The organism is Kitasatospora azatica KCTC 9699, from assembly GCF_000744785.1.
Taxonomy (GTDB): Bacteria; Actinomycetota; Actinomycetes; order Streptomycetales; family Streptomycetaceae; genus Kitasatospora; species Kitasatospora azatica.
This window is the reverse complement of the sequence record NZ_JQMO01000003.1, coordinates 1,155,736-1,172,855: the sequence shown is the minus strand read 5'-3', so window position 1 is coordinate 1,172,855 and position 17,120 is coordinate 1,155,736. Positions and strand designations below refer to the sequence as shown.

Sequence of the window (17,120 nt, the reverse complement as noted above, 5' to 3'; positions counted from 1 at the left end):
GCCGTCGCGTCCTCGGCATGACGGATGTCATGCCGAGGACCGTGACAGCGCCGGTCAGAGCCCCGGCGTCGGCTTCAGGCCCAGGCTCTCCTTCAGGAAGTCGACCTGGAGCAGCAGCAGGTTCTCCGCCACCTGCTCCTGCGGGGTCATGTGGGTGACCCCGGAGAGCGGCAGCACCGTGTGCGGACGCCCGGCGGCCAGCAGCGCGGAGGAGAGCCGCAGGGTGTGCGCGGCCACCACGTTGTCGTCGGCCAGCCCGTGAATGAGCATCAGCGGCCGCTCCAGCTTGGCCGCGTCCTCGATCAGCGACTGCGCCCGGTACACCTCGGGACGCTCGCCGGGGTGGCCGAGGTAGCGCTCGGTGTAGTGGGTGTCGTAGAGCGCGAAGTCGGTGACCGGGGCACCGGCCACGGCCGCGTGGAAGACGTCGGGACGGCGCAGCACCGCCAGGGCGGACAGGTAGCCGCCGTAGGACCAGCCGCGGATCGCCACCTTGCCGAGGTCCAACGGGAACTCGGCGGCGAGCGCCTGCACCGCCTCCACCTGGTCCTCGAGGGTGGGTCCGGCGAAGTCGAAGGCGATCGACTTCTCCCAGGCGGGGCTGCGGCCCGGGGTGCCGCGCCCGTCCGCCACCACCACGGCGAAGCCCTGGTCGGCGAACCACTGCGAGGAGAGGAAGGCGTTGTGCGCCTGCACCACCATCTGCCCGTGCGGACCGCCGTAGACACCAGGACAAGCCGTTCGTCCTATAACCGACTCGGTCCGTCTATGCCATTTCGGGCATCGCGGGCCAAGGTGCAGAATTTGAAGGATAGAACCGCCCTGGTTCGGTTCTCCGAGGAGGCCGCTCATGACCGCTCGTACCCCTGACGCTGAGCCCCTGCTGACGCCGGCAGAGGTTGCCACCATGTTCCGTGTCGACCCCAAGACGGTCACGCGCTGGGCCAAGGCAGGCAAGCTCACGTCCATCCGCACGCTTGGCGGCCACCGCCGGTACCGGGAGGCGGAGGTGCGAGCGCTGCTGGCCGGTATCCCCGCCCAGCGCACCGAGGCCTGAGCCGCCCACGGCGGGCCGCTCAGCCCGCCGCGCTGAACGCACGACAGTAGGGGCCATCCCCTCGGACTCCGCCGGGTCCGGGAGGGTGGCCTTTCTGCATGCCCGCAGGCCGTCCCGGAAATGGTGGGATGTTTATCCGAGGGGGGTTCGGCGACATGAGCGTCAACTGGTTCATGACTGTCCTTTGACCATTTAATGGTCGGGAAATCAGTGATTGTTGGGGCGCCTGATGCGGGATTAAATGCGGATGGCGAGGGGTGGGAATGCAGCGGAAGTCAGTACAATTTTATATATTAAATGAGGGCCCATTGAGGGGGGGTCCCACCTGGCCAAGTTCAAGAAAAGATAAGTGACGACCGTCACAGGCTGCCCTCTTGTGGTCTGGACCAGGATGGCGATAATGACCTGACGGTCCGTCGGGAGCCGATCGCACGGGAACGACAAGAGGCCCGGAACCTTACGGTTCCGGGCCTCTTGCTTGTGGCGACCCTGACGGGACTTGAACCCGCGACCTCCACCTTGACAGGGTGGCGAGCTAACCAACTGCTCCACAGGGCCAGGGATTTCACTGCTGACCTCAGTGTTTCGCCGCTGTTCTTCGCAGCGACAAGACAGATCGTACTGCATGCCGGGCCCCCAGGTCGAACCGGCCGAACGGGACCGCCCGGCCCGACCTGGGGGGGTTCGCTCAGAGGGTGGCCGCGGCGGCGTCCATGGCCTTGAGGATCCGCTTCTCCGACACCGGGGTCGGGGTGCCCAGCGACTGGGCGAAGAAGCTCACCCGCAGCTCCTCGATCATCCAGCGGATCTGCCGCAGCTCCGCGCTGGGCTGCTGCCCGGCCGGTACGGCGGCCAGCAGCTCGCCGTAGGCCCGCTGCACCTCCTGCACCTTCAGCAGCTGCTGCAGGTCGCGCTGCGGGTGGTTGGGCAGCGCCTCCAGCCGGCGGTCCACCGCGACCAGGTACCGCTTGACGTCCGGCAGCCGCTGCCAGCCGCTGTCGGTCACGAAGCCGGGGTGGACCAGCGAGGTCAGGTGCAGCTTGATGTCGTTGACCGCGGAGAGCAGCACCGGGCTGCTGACCGTCTTCAAGCGGTTGGCCGCCCGGTGGAAGGCGATCAGGGCACTCGCGGTCTTCAGCGTGGTGTCGGCCGACAGCTCGTAGAGGTCGGCCCGGACCTTGTCGTACAGCTTGCCGAAGGCCTCGGCCTCCCAGACCGGGCCGCCGTTCAGGGCCATCAGCCGGTCCGCCGCGCAGGCCGTGATGTCCTCGAAGAGCGCCGGGACCGAGCCGTGCGGGTTGTAGGAGAGCGCCAGTTTGGCCTGGTTGCCCAGCCGCGCCTGGATCTGCTTGGCAGGGGAGTTGGTGGTGAGCAGCAGCAGCCGGCGGGTGCCCTGCCACATCGCCTGCTGCTGGGCCTGCGGGGTGTCGAAGAGCTTGATCGCCACGCTCTCGCCCTCGTCGGTCAGCGCCGGGTAGGCGCGCAGCGAGTGGCCGCGGGAGCGCTGCTCGAAGGTGCGCTGGAGCAGCGGCAGGTCCTCCGGCCAGCCGGTCAGGCCGGTGCGCTCGATGCCCTGGCCGCTGGCGGCCGAGGAGAGGGTCTCCTTGAGCTTGGGCGTCAGCTTGAGCCGCAGCTCCTCCAAGTCCTTGGACTCGGCCAGCTTGCGCTTGCCGTCGACCACCCGGAAGGTCACCTTGAGGTGGTCGGGGACCCGCTCGTCCTCCCAGGCCTCGGGCGGGATCGGGATCCCGGACATCCGGTGCAGGATCCGCTCCAGCGTTGGCAGCAACGGCTCCTGACGGTTCGTCATCTCGCGCAGTGCGGCCTTGGCGAAGTCCGGGGCGGGGACGAAGTTGCGGCGGATCGCCTTGGGCAGGGCGCGGATGTAGGCGGTGACCAACTCGCCGCGCAGGCCCGGGATCTGCCAGTCGAAGCCCTCCGAGCTGACCTGGTTGAGCACCGGGAGCGGGATGTGCACGGTGACGCCGTCCGCGTCGCTGCCCGGCTCGAACTGGTAGGTCAGCTTGAACCGGAGCTTGCCCTGCTGCCAGTAGTCCGGGTAGTCGGCCTCGGTGACGCCGTCGGCGGCGTCGTTGATCAGCATCGACTTCTCGAAGTTGAGCAGGTCGGGCTGCTCGTGCCGGGTCTTCTTCCACCAGGAGTCGAAGTGCCGGGTGGAGACGATCTCCTCGGGCAGCCGCGCGTCGTAGAAGTCGAAGAGGGTCTGGTCGTCCACCAGGATGTCGCGCCGGCGGGCGCGGTTCTCCAACTCCTCGACCTCGCCGAGCATCTTGAGGTTGGCGGCGAAGAAGTGGTGGTGGGTCTCCCAGTCGCCCTCGACCAGGGCGTTGCGGATGAACAGCTCGCGGCAGAGCTCCGGGTCGATCCGGCCGTAGTTGACCCGGCGCTGGGCGACGATCGGCATGCCGTAGAGAGTGACCCGTTCGAAGGCCATCACCGCGCCGGCCTTCTTCTCCCAGTGCGGCTCGCTGTAGGTCTTCTTGATCAGGTGGGCGGCCAGCGGCTCCACCCACTCGGGCTCGATCTTGGCGTTGATCCGGGCCCAGAGCCGGGAGGTCTCCACCAGCTCGGCGGACATCACCCAGCGCGGCGGCTTCTTGAACAGGCCGGAACCCGGGAAGATCGCGAACCGGGCACCGCGGGCGCCGCCGTACTCGCGCTTCTCCACGTCGAACAGGCCCAGGTGGGAGAGGAGTCCGGCGAGCAGCGACTGGTGGATCCGGTCGGCGTCGGGCTCCACGTCGTCGTGGGGCTCCTCGATGGTGACGCCCAACTGCTTGGCCACCGTGCGCAGCTGGACGTAGATGTCCTGCCACTCCCGTATCCGCAGGTAGTTCAGGAACTCGCTCTTGCACATCCGGCGGAAGGCCGAGGAGGAGAGCTCGCGCTGCTGCTCCCGTACGTAGCGCCACATGGCCAGGTAGGAGAGGAAGTCGGAGGTCTCCGAGCTGAACCGGCGGTGCCGTTCGTCGGCGGCCTGGCGCTTCTCGGTGGGGCGCTCGCGCGGGTCCTGGATGGACAGCGCGGCGGCGATCACCATGACGTCGCGCACGCAGCCGTTCTTGTCGGCCTCCAGTACCATCCGGGCCAGCCGCGGGTCGACCGGGAGCTGGGCGAGCTTGCGGCCGAGCTGGGTCAGGCGCTTGCGCGGGTCCTTCTCCTCCGGGTCGAGCGCGCCCAGCTCGTGGAGCAGGTTGACGCCGTCCTTGATGTTGCGCGAGTCCGGCGGGTCCAGGAACGGGAAGGCGGCGATGTCGCCGAGGCCGGCCGCCGTCATCTGCAGGATGACCGAGGCCAGGTTGGTGCGCAGGATCTCGGCGTCGGTGAACTCGGGGCGGGCGAGGAAGTCCTCCTCCGAGTAGAGCCGGATGCAGATGCCGTCGCTGGTGCGGCCGCAGCGGCCCTTGCGCTGGTTGGCGCTGGCCTGGCTGATCGCCTCGATCGGCAGCCGCTGGACCTTGGTGCGGTGGCTGTAGCGGGAGATCCGGGCGGTGCCCGGGTCGATCACGTACTTGATGCCCGGGACGGTCAGCGAGGTCTCGGCGACATTGGTGGCCAGCACGATCCGGCGGGAGTTGGAGCGCTGGAAGACCTTGTGCTGCTCGGCCGAGGAGAGCCGGGCGTAGAGCGGCAGGACCTCGGTGAACTTCAGTTTCAGCTTGTTGAGCGCGTCCGCGGTGTCGCGGATCTCACGCTCGCCGGAGAGGAAGACCAGGATGTCGCCCGGTCCCTCGGCCTGGAGCTCCTCGGCCGCCTCGCAGATCGCCTGGATCTGGTCGCGGTCGCGGTCGATGTTCTCGTCGCCCTCCTCGCCGTCGCCCTCCTCGACCATCGGCCGGTAGCGGACCTCCACCGGGTAGGTGCGGCCGGACACCTCGACGATCGGGGCGTCGCCGAAGTGGCGGGCGAAGCGCTCCGGGTCGATGGTCGCCGAGGTGATGACCACCTTGAGGTCGGGGCGGCGCGGGAGCAGCTGCTTGACGTACCCGAGGATGAAGTCGATGTTGAGGCTGCGCTCGTGCGCCTCGTCGATGATCAGGGTGTCGTACTGGCGCAGCTCGCGGTCGGTCTGGATCTCGGCCAGCAGGATGCCGTCGGTCATCAGCTTGACCAGGGTGTCCTGGCCGACCTGGTCGGTGAACCGCACCTTCCAGCCGACCGCCTCGCCGAGCGGGGTCCGCAGCTCCTCGGCCACCCGCTCGGCCACCGTGCGGGCGGCGATCCGGCGCGGCTGGGTGTGGCCGACCAGGCCCTTGATGCCGCGGCCGAGCTCCAGGCAGATCTTCGGGATCTGGGTGGTCTTGCCGGAGCCGGTCTCGCCCGCGACGATCACCACCTGGTGGTCGCGGATCGCGGCCAGGATCTCGTCCTTCTTCTGGCTGACCGGCAGCTCGGCCGGATAGCTGATCTGCGGGACGGCCTGGCGGCGCTGCTCGATCCGCTGCTCGGCCTTGGCCACCTCGGCGGCCAGCTCCGCGGCGATCGCCTCCCGGGCCTCGGCCTTGCGGACCCGCCGCGCCCCGTCCAGCCGGCGGCCGATCCGCTGCTGGTCGCGCAGCGTCAGCTCGGGCAGTCGGGCCGCCAGCTCACCGATGGTGGGCGCGTCGGCGGGCTGGACTGCGGGGGAACTCATCGCGGGCATCCCTCAAGGGTCGCAAGGAGGGGCGGCGGTCCGCACCTCAGTTTCTCGGCTTCTCGGCTTGTCGGCGCCTCAAGTGTCACATCTGGCTGTACCGGCCGGTCGAGCTTGGCAGGATAGTCGTCGGGCAGATAATCTCCGTGGTCATGGCGCTCGAACCCGATGACAGTCCCGGCTTCCTGCTCTGGCACGCCACCCTGCGCTGGCAGCGTGGGATCGCCGCCGCGCTGGCCCCGCTGGACCTGACCCATCCGCAGTTCGTGCTGCTGGCCGGCCTGTGGTGGCTGGGCCGCGAGGGCGGCCGGCCCAACCAGCTGGAGCTGGCCCAGTACACCGGCACCGACGTGAAGACCGCCTCCCAGGTGCTGCGCCGGCTGGAGGCCAAGGAGTTCCTCACCCGCCAGGTGGACGAGGCGGACACCCGGATGAAGCGGCTGGCGATCACCGAGCGCGGTGTCGAGGTGGCGGTCCGGGCGGTCGAGGTGGTGGAGCGGGCGGACGCCGAGTTCTTCGCCGCCGCGCCGGACCTGGCAGCGGTCCTGGCCGTGCTCCGCCCGCTCGCCAAGCGCTACTCGGCGCAGCCGAACTGACGTACCATCAGGGATCCAGCAGACCGGCTCCCGGGAGGCTCCCATGCGTCGGATCGCCATTGTCGGAGCCGGCCAGGCCGGGCTGCAGCTCGCCCTGGGCCTGCTCGCCGCCGGGTACCGGGTGACCGTGGTCGCCGCGCGCACCCCGGAGCAACTGCGCACCGGTCCGGTGCTGTCCACCCAGGCGATGTTCGGGCCCGCACTGCGGATCGAGCGGGCGGCCGGCCTCAACCTCTGGGAGGCCGAGACCCCGGCGGTCCACTCGGTCCGCGGCACCCTGGCCGCACCGCCCGACGGCCCGCAGGAGGTCGCGGTGCAGGCGCTGGCCTTCACCGCCGTGATGGACGAGCCGGGCCAGTCGGTGGACCAGCGGATCAAGATGGCCGGCTGGCTGGAACTCCTCGCCGAGCGCGGCGGCCGGATCGAGTACCGCACCCTGGACGGCGCGGGCCTGCGGGCGCTGGCCGAACGCCACGAGCTGACGATCGTCGCCGCCGGCCGCGGCGAACTCGCCGAGCTCTTCGAACGGGACGCCGGGCGCTCCCCCTTCGACCGCCCGCAACGCACCCTGACCTGCCTCTACCTGCACGGCGTCGGGGTGCCCGACCCGGCGGCCGAACCGCGGGCCCGGATGCACGCGATCCCCGGCGCCGGCGAGCTCTACCTGCAGCCCGCCCTGACCGGCTCCGGCCCGTGCACCATCCTGCTCTGGGAGGCGCTCCCCGGCGGACCGCTGGACTGCTTCGCCGACCGCCCGGCCCCCGACGAGCAGCTCGACCGGATCCTCGGCCTGCTGCGCACCCGGCTGCCCTGGGAGTACGAGCTGTGCGCCGAGGCCGAACCCACCGACGGGCTGGCCAACCTGTACGGCGCCGTCACCCCGACGGTGCGTCACCCCGTCGCCCGACTGGGTGAGGGTTGTCACGTCCTCGGCATCGCGGACACGCTGGTGCTCAACGATCCGATCACCGGCCAGGGCGCCAACAACGCGGCCCGCGCGGCGGCGCTCTACCAGCGGGCGATCATCGAGCGCGGCGGCGCGCCGTTCACCCCGGACTGGATGCGGGAGACCTTCGAACTCTGCTGGCAGCACGCCCGGCACTCGGTGGAGTTCACCACGGCCATGCTGACCATGCCCGAGCACCTGCAGGGCGTCTTCGCCGCGGCGGCCCAGCACGAAGCCGTGGCCCGCCGCTTCGCCAACACCTACGCCGACCCGGCCGACTACGCGGCCTGGCTGGCGACACCGGAGCTGACGGCGGGGTACCTGGAAGCGTTCCGCTGACCGTCGGTCAGCGGAATCGGCCCGAGCCTGCTCTGAGGCTCAGCGCCTCAGAGCAGGAAAAGCTTGGCGAAGGGCTTCGAGATCCGCTCCTGCCGCGAGCCGAAGTCGACGAGCACGGCGATCTCGCCGTCGCCCTCGGCACTGATGATCCGACCGAGGCCGTACTCGTCGTGCGACACGCGGTCCCCTACGGCGAACTGCTTGGGCGCCGGCACGGCCGCGGCGCGGAAGGGACTGGTGGGAAGGTGGCGCCGCGGCGCTGAATTCGTCATCCGTGCCAGTATGCGCCCCATCCGGTGCGGTTGGGTCATGCACAGGGGCATCGAATTTTTCTGGCTCGCCGCCGCCCCGGCCCCGTGGACGTCCCAGCGGTACCCTGCCCGGGCCTCGCCGATCCCCGCCGCGCGGCACCGGTCCTCGCCGCGCCGAAAGAACGGCGCGGCGGATCCGCCCGTTTGACGTCGGACCCTGCTACAGTCGTCGGTAGTTGCAGTTGTGGTTCCCATGAACTTTGTGTGCGCCTGCTGGTTGCAGGCGCATTTTTGTTTTTCCGGCTCTTCCCCGGACGGGGCATCATCGCGGCGACGCGGGACTCACGAGGTGTGAGTTTCGAATTGCCCCATCAAAAGGAGATTTCCCATGGCTAACGGCACCGTGAAGTGGTTCAACGCGGAAAAGGGCTTCGGCTTCATCGAGCAGGAGGGTGGCGGCCCGGACGTGTTCGCCCACTACTCGAACATCAACGCCAGTGGCTTCCGCGAGCTGCTCGAGGGCCAGAAGGTCGAGTTCGACGTCACGCAGGGCCAGAAGGGCCCGCAGGCCGAGAACATTCGCCCGCTCTAATCAGCGCCGCGTAGTTCCGCAGTAGTTCCGCAAGGGGCCCCGCACCGCGTTCGTCGCGGTGCGGGGCCCCTTTGCATGCGGTCTGGCTGCATGCCGTCCGGCCGACTCGAACAGGACACGAAGAAGCCCCCGCAGTGATGTTCACTACGGGGGCTCGAGGCTGTGGCCAGGGCCGGGGTCGAACCGGCGACCTTCCGCTTTTCAGGCGGACGCTCGTACCAACTGAGCTACCTGGCCGTACTGCACCGTCCCTCGCGGGACGAGCGATCCTGACGGGACTTGAACCCGCGACCTCCACCTTGACAGGGTGGCGAGCTAACCAACTGCTCCACAGGACCTCGACAGAGCCTTGCGGCCCCGACTTTACTACGTGCACTGCATACTGCTGTTACTGCGTGCCCCCAACGGGATTCGAACCCGTGCTACCGCCTTGAAAGGGCGACGTCCTGGGCCACTAGACGATGAGGGCTTGCGGCCCGCCCGGCTGATCTCCAGCGGTCGGGGACGTGAGAAGCATATGGGATGCGGGCGGGAACGCCAAAACGGTTAACGCCGGGCGAGGTCAGGACCAGCCGAGTTCGTGCAGCTCGTGGTCGTCGAAGCCGAAGTGGTGGGCGACCTCGTGGATCACCGTGGTGCGCACCTCGGCCACCACCAGCTCCGCGGTCTCGCACAGCCGCAGGGTCGGGCCGCGGTAGACGATGATCCGGTCGGGCAGCACACCGGCGTACCACTCGCCGCGCTCGGTCAGCGGGGTGCCCTCGTAGAGACCGAGCAGGTCCGGGGTGGCCGGGTCGGGCTCGTCCTCGACGAAGACGGCCACGTTGTCCATCATCGCCGCCAGCTGCGGGGGGATCTGGTCGAGGGCATCGCTGACCAGCGTCTCGAAGTCGTCCCGGCTCATGTCCACGGCCTCATTGTCGTGGCCTCGGTGAGGGTGTGCCAGGTATTGCACCGGGTATTGCGCGAGGTGGCCGTGTCCCCGGGGGCGGGGTGGGCGTTGGGCAGCGGAAGGGCCGCCGGTTGGGGCGGCCAGGGTGGGGTGTGCGGGAGAGGCGGCGGCGATGGTTCCGACGGGTGCGAGCAGGCGTTCGGGTGGACGGGTGGCGCTGGGGACGGCGCCGGTGGCGCGGAGGCTGCCGTCCGGAGGCCCGTCGGTGGCGGCGCGGGTGCGGGACGCCCGGGTGACCCGGAGCACGCGGGGCGTGGAGCGGGCGGCGGTGTTCCGCTCGGTGGCGGTGCGGACCGCCGTGCTGGCGCTGGCCGGGCTGAGCGCGGCCGGGTGCATGGAGGTCGGCGCCGGTTCGGAGAAGCAGCCGGCCGGCCATGTCACCGGCACCGCCAGCCCGAGCGGGCACGCCTCCACGGGGACGACGGGCGGGGTCGGCCGGGCCCACCCGGCCCCGGTCGGCGCCGCCAGGGGTGAGGGACCGTCAGGTGCGACGGGTGGCGGGTCGCCGGCCGTCGTGGGCGAGGTGGCGCCGGTGAACGACCCCAGCCCGGGGGCCTCGCCGGCCGCTCCGGTGCCGGGCGGCGTGGTGGCCGTCCCGCCCCGGCCGAGCGAGCCGGCGGGCGGGCCCAGCGCCCCCGGGGCCGGTGCCTCGGGCGGGCACGGCGCGACCGGCGGCGCGCCGTCGGCGGGGGAGGGCGGGGCGGGCAGCGCGAGCCCCTCGGCCGCGCCGAGTGCCGGGAGCTCCGGCGGTGCGGGTGGCGGCTCTGGCGCCCCCTCGGCGGGCGCCAGCGGCTCGGCCGCCCCGTCGGCGGGATCCGGCCACCCCTCGCCGTCCTCGTCCGCCCCCACCTCCCCGGCGCCCTCGGCCAGCGGCTCCGGATCTGCTGTCGGCGGACTGGGTTCCACCTCACATTAGAGAGTTGGCCAGCGCGTTTGCCTTCGGAGTGATGGGTCGTCTATGGTGGTAGATCGTTCGTTTGATCCATTTGACTGGCGCCCTAATCCCATCTGGCGCCCTTGGCGCGTTCCGGCGATCCGTGGCTGACCGCATAGAGGCGGTTGTAAGTCAGAACCCCGGACTTTGGCGCGTGCCACTTCCGGAAGGTTTTGCATTGTCTCTCGTTGACGACGCCCGCTTCGTCATGCCCACTGACGCCGACGACGCGGTTGACACCGCCGACGCGGTGGCCGACTCCCTCGAGGCCACCGAACTCGAGTCCCCCGAGACCCTCGACTCCACCGAGACCGAGCCCGCTGAGCCCACCGTCACCTTCGGTGACCTGGGCCTGCACGACGACGTGGTGCGCGCCCTCGCCAAGCGCGGCGTGACCACCCCGTTCCCGATCCAGGCCGCGACCATCCCGGACGCGCTGGCCGGCAAGGACGTGCTCGGCCGCGGCCGCACCGGCTCCGGCAAGACGCTCAGCTTCGGCCTGCCGCTGCTGACCCGCCTCGCCGACGGCGAGCGCACCAAGCCCAAGCACCCGCGCGGCCTGATCCTGGTCCCGACCCGCGAGCTGGCCATGCAGGTGGCCGACGCGCTGGAGCCGTTCGGCTCGGTGCTCGGTCTCAAGCTCAAGGTGGTCTGCGGCGGCACCTCGATGTCGAACCAGATCTACGCGCTGGAGCGTGGCGTCGACATCCTGGTCGCCACTCCCGGCCGACTGCGTGACCTGCTGAACCGTGGCAGCGCCAAGCTCGCCGACGTCCGGACCGTGGTGCTCGACGAGGCCGACCAGATGGCCGACATGGGCTTCCTGCCCGAGGTCACCGAGATCCTCGACCAGGTGCCGGTGGGCGGCCAGCGGCTGCTCTTCTCCGCCACCCTGGAGAACGAGATCGACAGCCTGGTCAAGCGCTACCTGAAGAACCCGGTCACCCACGAGGTCGACCCGTCGGCCGGTGCGGTCACCACCATGACCCACCACATCCTCGTGGTGAAGCCCAAGGACAAGGCGCCGATCACCAACGCGATCGCCGCCCGCAAGGGCCGCACGATCATCTTCGTCCGCACCCAGATGGGCGCGGACCGGGTCGCCGAGCAGCTGATCGAGGCCGGCGTGAAGGCCGACGCGCTGCACGGCGGGATGACCCAGGGCGCCCGTACCCGGGTGCTGGGCGACTTCAAGGACGGCTACGTCAACGTGGTCGTCGCCACCGACGTGGCGGCCCGCGGCATCCACGTGGACGGCATCGACCTGGTGCTGAACGTGGACCCGGCCGGCGACCACAAGGACTACCTGCACCGCTCCGGTCGTACGGCGCGGGCCGGCCGCTCCGGCGCGGTCGTCACCCTGGTGCTGCCGCACCAGCGCCGTGGCGTCTTCCGCCTGATGGAGGACGCGGGCGTGGACGCCTCGCGCCACATCCTGGACCACGCCTTCGACGCCGAGGTCGCCAAGATCACCGGCGCCCGTTCGCTGATCGAGGTCCAGGCGGAGAGCGCCTCGGGCATCGCCGGTGCGGCGGAGCGCGAGGTCGAGGAGATGACCCGTCAGCTGGAGCGCGCGCAGCGCCGGGCGACCGAGCTGCGCGAGGAGGCCGACCGGCTCTCCGCGCGGGCCGCTCGGGAGCGGGCGGAGCTGGGCATCGAGGACGAGGCGCCGGTCGAGGGCGCCGAGACCGAGACCGCCGCGGTGGCCGAGGTCACCGAGGTGCGCGAGCCGCGCGAGGAGCGGGTGCCGGCCTACCGGGAGGCGCGCAACGAGCGGCCGGCCCGCGAGGAGCGGGGCGAGCGGCGTTCGTACGGCGACCGTCCGGCGCGTTCGTTCGGTGACCGGGACCGGGACCGCGACAGCCGTGGTGGCGAGCGTGGTGGTGAGCGCGGTGGCGAGCGGCGCTCGTTCGGTGACCGTCCGGCCCGTTCCTTCGGTGACCGTGACAACCGTGGTGGCGGCTTCAACCGTGACCGCGACGACCGTGGCGGCCGTTCCTTCGGCGACCGTGACAACCGTGGCGGCGGCTTCAACCGTGACCGCGACGACCGCGGCGGCCGTTCCTTCGGTGACCGTCCGGCCCGTCCGTTCGGTGACCGTGACCGGGACAACCGTGGTGGCGGCTTCAACCGTGACCGCGACGACCGCGGCGGCCGTTCCTTCGGTGACCGTCCGGCCCGTCCGTTCGGTGAGCGTTCCTTCGGCGGCGACCGCGACAGCCGTGGCGGCGGCAGCAGCCGTCCGTTCGCCCGTCGCGACGACCACCGCTCGGGTGGGCGTCCGCAGGGCGGCTCCTCCTACGGTGACCGTGGCGGCCGTTCGTTCGGTGAGCGTTCCTTCGGCGGCGACCGCGACAACCGTGGTGGCAGCTTCAACGGCGGCGACCGCAAGCCGCGTTGGAAGAACTGACACCGACTCCTGGTGACTGCTGAGTCGTAGTCACCGCGGACAGTTCGCTGAACCCGGTTCGCTGAACCCGGTTCGCTGAACCCGGTTCGCTGAGGGCCCGTTCCACTCCGGTGGGGCGGGCCCTCAGCGGTTGGCGAGGGTGGCGCCGAGCGTGATCAGCGCACCGCAGCAGGCGAGGGCGCCGAACAGGCCGACGGCGGCCCGGGCCGGGTTGCGCGGACGGCGTGGCGTGAGGGGGCGGTGTCGCTTGGCCGTCCAGTCCAGCCCGAAGGACATCGGGTCCTCCGGCAGGTGGCGGATCGGGATCGGGGCGCCGTCCGGCGGGTAGCCGTGGCGGCTGTGGGTGGTCAGGTCGACGCCGGTGACCTGTTGGCCGCCCGCCGCCGTGAAGCTGACCACCGGGTGGTGCTTGTGCGCGCGGTCGCCGCCGCCGTCCACCACGAAGCTGCCGACGACCTGTCCGAGGCTGACAACTCCCTTGACGCACAGGCGGCTGCGCCGATCGACCCGGGAGGCGTGACGGGTCAGCGCGGTCGCGGTGCCGAGCGCCAGGCCGGAGGCCGCCAGCACGGTGCTGGTCGCGATCGCGTCCGGATCGGTCCACCGGGTCAGCACCAGCGCGACCGAGCCGAGGGTCATCACCAGCAGGCTGGTCAGCGCGGCGTCGAGGACGCTGGTCTGCGGCCCGATCTGGAACCGTTCCGGGTCCCCCGGCAGGTAGCGGACGGCGATCGGCTGCCCCGGCCAGCCCGCCAGCGGCACCCGCCCGCAGGCCGGCCGGCCGACCACCTCCCGCTCGGTGGCCGGATCGGTGAACCGCACCACCGGGCGCACCGCGTCCGTCCCGTGCCACCGCTCCACCCGTACTTCGGCCACCGTGCCCTGCACCTCGGTGCCGCGCCGGGCGAACCGGGTGAGCCGCAGGGCGGCCGCCGGCACCCCGGCCACCAGCAGCACCAGACCCGTCCACCAGCAGAACAGCATGACCCCATGGCTGAGTTGGCCCATCGCCGTGCCCCCCGACCTCTCCGCAGATCCCCTCTGGTAACTCCCCGCTGTCGCATACGGCCACCTCGGTAGCCGACTCTGATCCTGCCCCGTTCCCGGGCCGCTGTCACCACCCCTGGTCAGGAGCCTGTCAGGAACGCCGGTTTGCGCTGTCGGCCCTACCGGCCGTGCTGCCGGCGCTCCGCCAGGGTCGAGGCGGCCGCCACCACGCCGGTCACCGCCAGGACCGACGGCCAGGCGCCGATCTTCTTCGCCAGCGGGTGCGAGCCCCCGAAGGCGGCCACGTACAGGCCGGTCAGCGCGGCCGCCGTGGTACCGCCCGCCTGCCGCCGCCAGCGGTACGCGGCCCCCGCGCCGGCGGCCGCGAGCACGGCGCCGCCGAGTTCGCGCTTTCCGGTCCAGCGCGCGGTGCCGTAGCCGCCGATCAGGCCGGCGGCGGCGATGGCGGAGGTGGGGACGGCGGGCATGGTGGGCATCGTGGGCTCCTTCTCGGTCGGTCTGACTCGACCCTAGACCGACTGCCGCTAAACCGGATGCGCCGGCGGTGCGGCCCGGGAGAGACTGCGTGCTCTTGGACGGAAGGGGGGTGGCCGGGGTGCGGGTGGTGCTGTCGGGCGTGGTCGGTTCGACCGCGTACGGGCTGGCGCGGCCGGGTTCGGACGTGGACCGGCTCGGCGTCTTCGCGGTGCCCACACAGGAGTTGCACGGACTGGACCGGCCGCGCGAGTCGGTGGTCACGACCGAACCGGACCGGACCTTCCACGAGGTGGCGAAGTGGTGCCGGCTGGCTCTGGCCGGGAATCCGACGGTGACCGAACTCGTCTGGCTGCCCGATGAGTTGTACGAGGTCAGGACCCCGCTCGGGGAGGAGCTGATCGGCCTTCGGCGCAGCTTCCTGAGCGCCGGCGCGGTGCGCTCGGCCTACCTCGGTTACGCCGACCAGCAGTTGCGCAAACTGCGGGCCCGCGAGCCCGAGCGGCGGGCCAAGCCGGCCCGGCACCTGCTGCGGCTGGTCGAGCAGGCGCTGCTGCTGCACGAGACCGGCGAGCTGCAGGTCCGACTCGCCGACCCCGAGCGGGTGCGCGAGTTGGGCGAGCGGATCGCCGCCGACCCGTCCCTGGCCGAGCCGCTGCTCGCCGCCGCCGCCGAACGCCTGGCCCGCCCCGGCGCCCTCCCGCCCACCCCCGACCCCGCCCCCGTCGAAGCCTGGCTGCGCCGCGTCCGCCTCGCCCACCTGGACCCGGCGCCCGGACAGCCGCAATGTGCTGGCCAACCGTCGGGGATCACCGGGTAGGATCGTCCCGGCAGGTGCCGTACTGCAATGACGACACCCTCGCCACCGGGCCGCTAGCTCAATCGGCAGAGCTGCGGACTTTTAATCCGTAGGTTCAGGGTTCGAGCCCCTGGCGGCCCACTCGGAATGAGGCGGGGAAACCCCCGCTGACCTGCAGCACGGCACCCCGGCTGGTTCTTCGGCGCGGGGTGCCGCCGCATTTTGGAGCCCGGCTGCGACTGGTGACCGCTGCTCGACGCGAGCGGTCACGGCGCCGGCGCGTCGCCGGGGTCGGGTCCGCCGGCGGTGTGGGCGGGAATTGACTGTTCGGCCCAGATGATCTTGCCGGTGGCGGTGTACCGGGTGCCCCAGCGTTCGGAGAGTTGGGCGACGAGGAGAAGGCCCCGGCCGCCCTCGTCGGTGGTGGCGGCGTAGCGAAGGTGCGGGGAGGTACCGCTCGTGTCGGAAACCTCGCAGATCAGGGAGCGGTCGCGGAGCAGGCGGGTGTGGATCGGCTCGGCGCCGTAGCGGATGGCGTTGGTGATCAGCTCACTGAGGATCAGCTCCGTGGCGAACTCGGCTTCTTCCAGGCCCCACTTGGCCAGTTGACGGGTGGCTGCGGCGCGGACGTGCGCAACGGCGGCGGGATCGGACGGCACGTCCCACTGGGCGATCTGATCGTCCGGCAGGGTGCGGGTGGAGGCTACCAGCAGGGCGACGTCGTCCCTGGGGACCGTCGGCACCATGACGTCCAGGACGGTGTCGCAGGTCTGCTGCGGGGACCGGTCGCGGCCGGCCAGTGTGCCCAGCAGGAGCTCCAGGCCGAAGTCGATGTCCCGATGGTGGTTCCGGACCAACCCGTCGGTGTACAGCACGAGTTGGCTGCCCTCCGGCATGTCGAGCCGCAGTGTCTCGAAGGGCAGTCCGCCGACGCCGAGCGGCGGCCCGGACGGCAGGTCGAGGTACTCCACCGTGCCGTCGGGCCTCACCAGCGCGGGCGGGAGGTGGCCGGCCCGGGCCAGCTCGCAGATCCGGGACACCGGGTCGTAGATCGCGTAGAGGCAGGTCGCTCCGGTGATCGGGTCATTGCTGCCGCCGCTGCCGTCCCGGTCGATTTGTCCGACCAACTCGTCGAGGCGGGCGAGGAGTTCGTCGGGTGGAAGGTCGAGCATGGAGTAGTTGTGCACCGCCGTCCGCAGGCGTCCCATGGTGGCGGCGGCGTGCAGGCCGTGTCCGACGATGTCACCGACGACCAGGGCGACCCGGCTTCCCGGCAGCGGGATGACGTCGAACCAGTCGCCGCCCACGCCGGCTTGGGCCGGAAGGTAGCGGAAGGCCACGTCGAGGGCGTTGGTTTCGGGGAGTCCCCGCGGCAGCAGGCTCTGCTGCAGGGCGACGGCGACGGTCTGGTCACCGGTGACGGCCGAGACGATCTGCTCCTGGGTGGCGTACTTGGTGTCGAAGGTGCCGCCGTTTCGGCCGAGGCGCAGCACGGCGATCCGGTCGGCGACGGAGCGCACGTTCTCCAGGTCGTGGCTGACCACGAGGACCCCGAGGTGCCGGTCGCGCAGCCGCTCGATCAGTTCGAGGACCTGGGCGGTCTGTCCGACGCCGAGGGCGGCGGTGGGCTCGTCGAGGATCACGACCCGGGGCTTGCCGATGAGCGCGCGGGCGATGGCGACGCTCTGCCGCTGGCCGCCGGAGAGCGAGCCGACCGGGACGCGCAGGCTGGGGAGGCGGATGGACAGCAGGCTGAGCAGTCGGTGGGAGCTCCGCTCCATCCTGACCTCGTCGAGGATGCCGAACCGTTGGATCTCGCGGCCGAGGAAGAGGTTGGCGACGGTATCGAGGTTGTCGCAGAGCGCGAGGTCCTGGTGGACGGTGGCGATGCCGAGGCCCTGGGCGTCCGAGGGCTGACGGAGGTCGACCGGACGCCCCTCCCACTCGATCACGCCGCTGTCCGGTGGGGAGACCCCGGACACCGCCTTGACCAGGGTGGACTTGCCCGCACCGTTGTCTCCGACGAGCGCGACCACCTCGCCCTCGGCGATCTCGAGGTCGACCTCGAACAGCGCCTGCACGGCGCCGAACCGCTTGGAGATCCCGTG

General features: G+C 71.1%; 12 protein-coding genes, 5 tRNA genes and 1 pseudogene. 7 read left to right on the top strand and 11 right to left on the bottom strand.

Annotated elements, in window-relative coordinates; genetic code table 11:
* Positions 1–54 precede the first annotated feature (54 nt).
* Positions 55–723: pseudogene (locus tag BR98_RS16345) on the bottom strand (S9 family peptidase); the annotation flags it as partial.
* Positions 724–850: 127 nt separating this feature from the next.
* On the opposite strand from BR98_RS16345, the gene bldC reads away from it, so the two are divergent.
* Entirely contained in the window at positions 851–1,057 is a 207-nt protein-coding gene (bldC, locus tag BR98_RS16340) for a developmental transcriptional regulator BldC (protein WP_014137253.1), read from the top strand.
* Between the two features lie 481 nt (positions 1,058–1,538).
* On the opposite strand, the gene BR98_RS16335 is transcribed toward bldC, so the two are convergent.
* Together BR98_RS16335 and hrpA are read right to left on the bottom strand one after the other, a co-directional pair.
* A tRNA-Asp gene (locus BR98_RS16335) sits at positions 1,539–1,615 on the bottom strand.
* Positions 1,616–1,745: 130 nt separating this feature from the next.
* Positions 1,746–5,711, bottom strand: coding sequence for an ATP-dependent RNA helicase HrpA (gene hrpA / locus BR98_RS16330; protein WP_035845464.1), 3,966 nt, complete (start codon positions 5,709–5,711; stop codon positions 1,746–1,748).
* Between the two features lie 152 nt (positions 5,712–5,863).
* Here hrpA and BR98_RS16325 point away from each other — a divergent pair, with 152 nt between their 5' ends.
* Positions 5,864–6,307: a MarR family winged helix-turn-helix transcriptional regulator gene (locus BR98_RS16325; protein ID WP_035845459.1), complete on the top strand. Its 444-nt coding sequence runs from the start codon at positions 5,864–5,866 to the stop codon at positions 6,305–6,307.
* A 43-nt stretch (positions 6,308–6,350) separates the two neighbouring features.
* Complete coding sequence (locus BR98_RS16320; protein ID WP_035845456.1) at positions 6,351–7,592, top strand: styrene monooxygenase/indole monooxygenase family protein; 1,242 nt, start codon at positions 6,351–6,353, stop codon at positions 7,590–7,592.
* A gap of 47 nt (positions 7,593–7,639) precedes the next feature.
* Here the strand turns inward: BR98_RS16320 and BR98_RS16315 are convergent, their stop codons facing one another.
* Positions 7,640–7,864, bottom strand: a complete 225-nt coding sequence (locus tag BR98_RS16315) for a hypothetical protein (protein ID WP_035845453.1) — start codon at positions 7,862–7,864, stop codon at positions 7,640–7,642.
* A gap of 367 nt (positions 7,865–8,231) precedes the next feature.
* On the opposite strand from BR98_RS16315, the gene BR98_RS16310 reads away from it, so the two are divergent.
* Positions 8,232–8,435, top strand: coding sequence for a cold-shock protein (locus BR98_RS16310; RefSeq protein ID WP_030916923.1), 204 nt, complete (start codon positions 8,232–8,234; stop codon positions 8,433–8,435).
* Positions 8,436–8,598: 163 nt separating this feature from the next.
* On the opposite strand, the gene BR98_RS16305 is transcribed toward BR98_RS16310, so the two are convergent.
* From BR98_RS16305 to BR98_RS16290, 4 genes are all read right to left on the bottom strand, one after another.
* Positions 8,599–8,672: transfer RNA gene (locus BR98_RS16305), tRNA-Phe, on the bottom strand.
* A 27-nt stretch (positions 8,673–8,699) separates the two neighbouring features.
* Positions 8,700–8,773 (bottom strand) — tRNA-Asp (locus BR98_RS16300).
* A 58-nt stretch (positions 8,774–8,831) separates the two neighbouring features.
* Positions 8,832–8,904: transfer RNA gene (locus BR98_RS16295), tRNA-Glu, on the bottom strand.
* 93 nt (positions 8,905–8,997) lie between these two features.
* Positions 8,998–9,339: a metallopeptidase family protein gene (locus BR98_RS16290; protein ID WP_035852574.1), complete on the bottom strand. Its 342-nt coding sequence runs from the start codon at positions 9,337–9,339 to the stop codon at positions 8,998–9,000.
* A gap of 1,190 nt (positions 9,340–10,529) precedes the next feature.
* On the opposite strand from BR98_RS16290, the gene BR98_RS16285 reads away from it, so the two are divergent.
* Complete coding sequence (locus BR98_RS16285) at positions 10,530–12,731, top strand: DEAD/DEAH box helicase (protein ID WP_035845442.1); 2,202 nt, start codon at positions 10,530–10,532, stop codon at positions 12,729–12,731.
* A 123-nt stretch (positions 12,732–12,854) separates the two neighbouring features.
* Here BR98_RS16285 and BR98_RS16280 read toward each other — a convergent pair whose 3' ends face one another.
* Together BR98_RS16280 and BR98_RS16275 are read right to left on the bottom strand one after the other, a co-directional pair.
* Complete coding sequence (locus tag BR98_RS16280; protein WP_157537814.1) at positions 12,855–13,715, bottom strand: DUF3592 domain-containing protein; 861 nt, start codon at positions 13,713–13,715, stop codon at positions 12,855–12,857.
* 182 nt (positions 13,716–13,897) lie between these two features.
* The gene (locus BR98_RS16275; protein ID WP_035852572.1) at positions 13,898–14,206 is read right to left on the bottom strand and encodes a hypothetical protein; all 309 of its coding nucleotides are present in this window, start codon (positions 14,204–14,206) and stop codon (positions 13,898–13,900) included.
* 98 nt (positions 14,207–14,304) lie between these two features.
* Here BR98_RS16275 and BR98_RS16270 point away from each other — a divergent pair, with 98 nt between their 5' ends.
* Together BR98_RS16270 and BR98_RS16265 are read left to right on the top strand one after the other, a co-directional pair.
* Complete coding sequence (locus BR98_RS16270; protein WP_232247439.1) at positions 14,305–15,033, top strand: nucleotidyltransferase domain-containing protein; 729 nt, start codon at positions 14,305–14,307, stop codon at positions 15,031–15,033.
* 47 nt (positions 15,034–15,080) lie between these two features.
* Positions 15,081–15,153 (top strand) — tRNA-Lys (locus BR98_RS16265).
* Between the two features lie 125 nt (positions 15,154–15,278).
* Here BR98_RS16265 and BR98_RS42580 read toward each other — a convergent pair.
* Positions 15,279–17,093 carry a SpoIIE family protein phosphatase gene (locus BR98_RS42580; protein WP_407639529.1) on the bottom strand — a complete coding sequence of 605 codons (1,815 nt, stop codon included), beginning with the start codon at positions 17,091–17,093 and terminating at the stop codon, positions 15,279–15,281.
* Between the last annotated feature and the right edge of the window lie 27 nt (positions 17,094–17,120).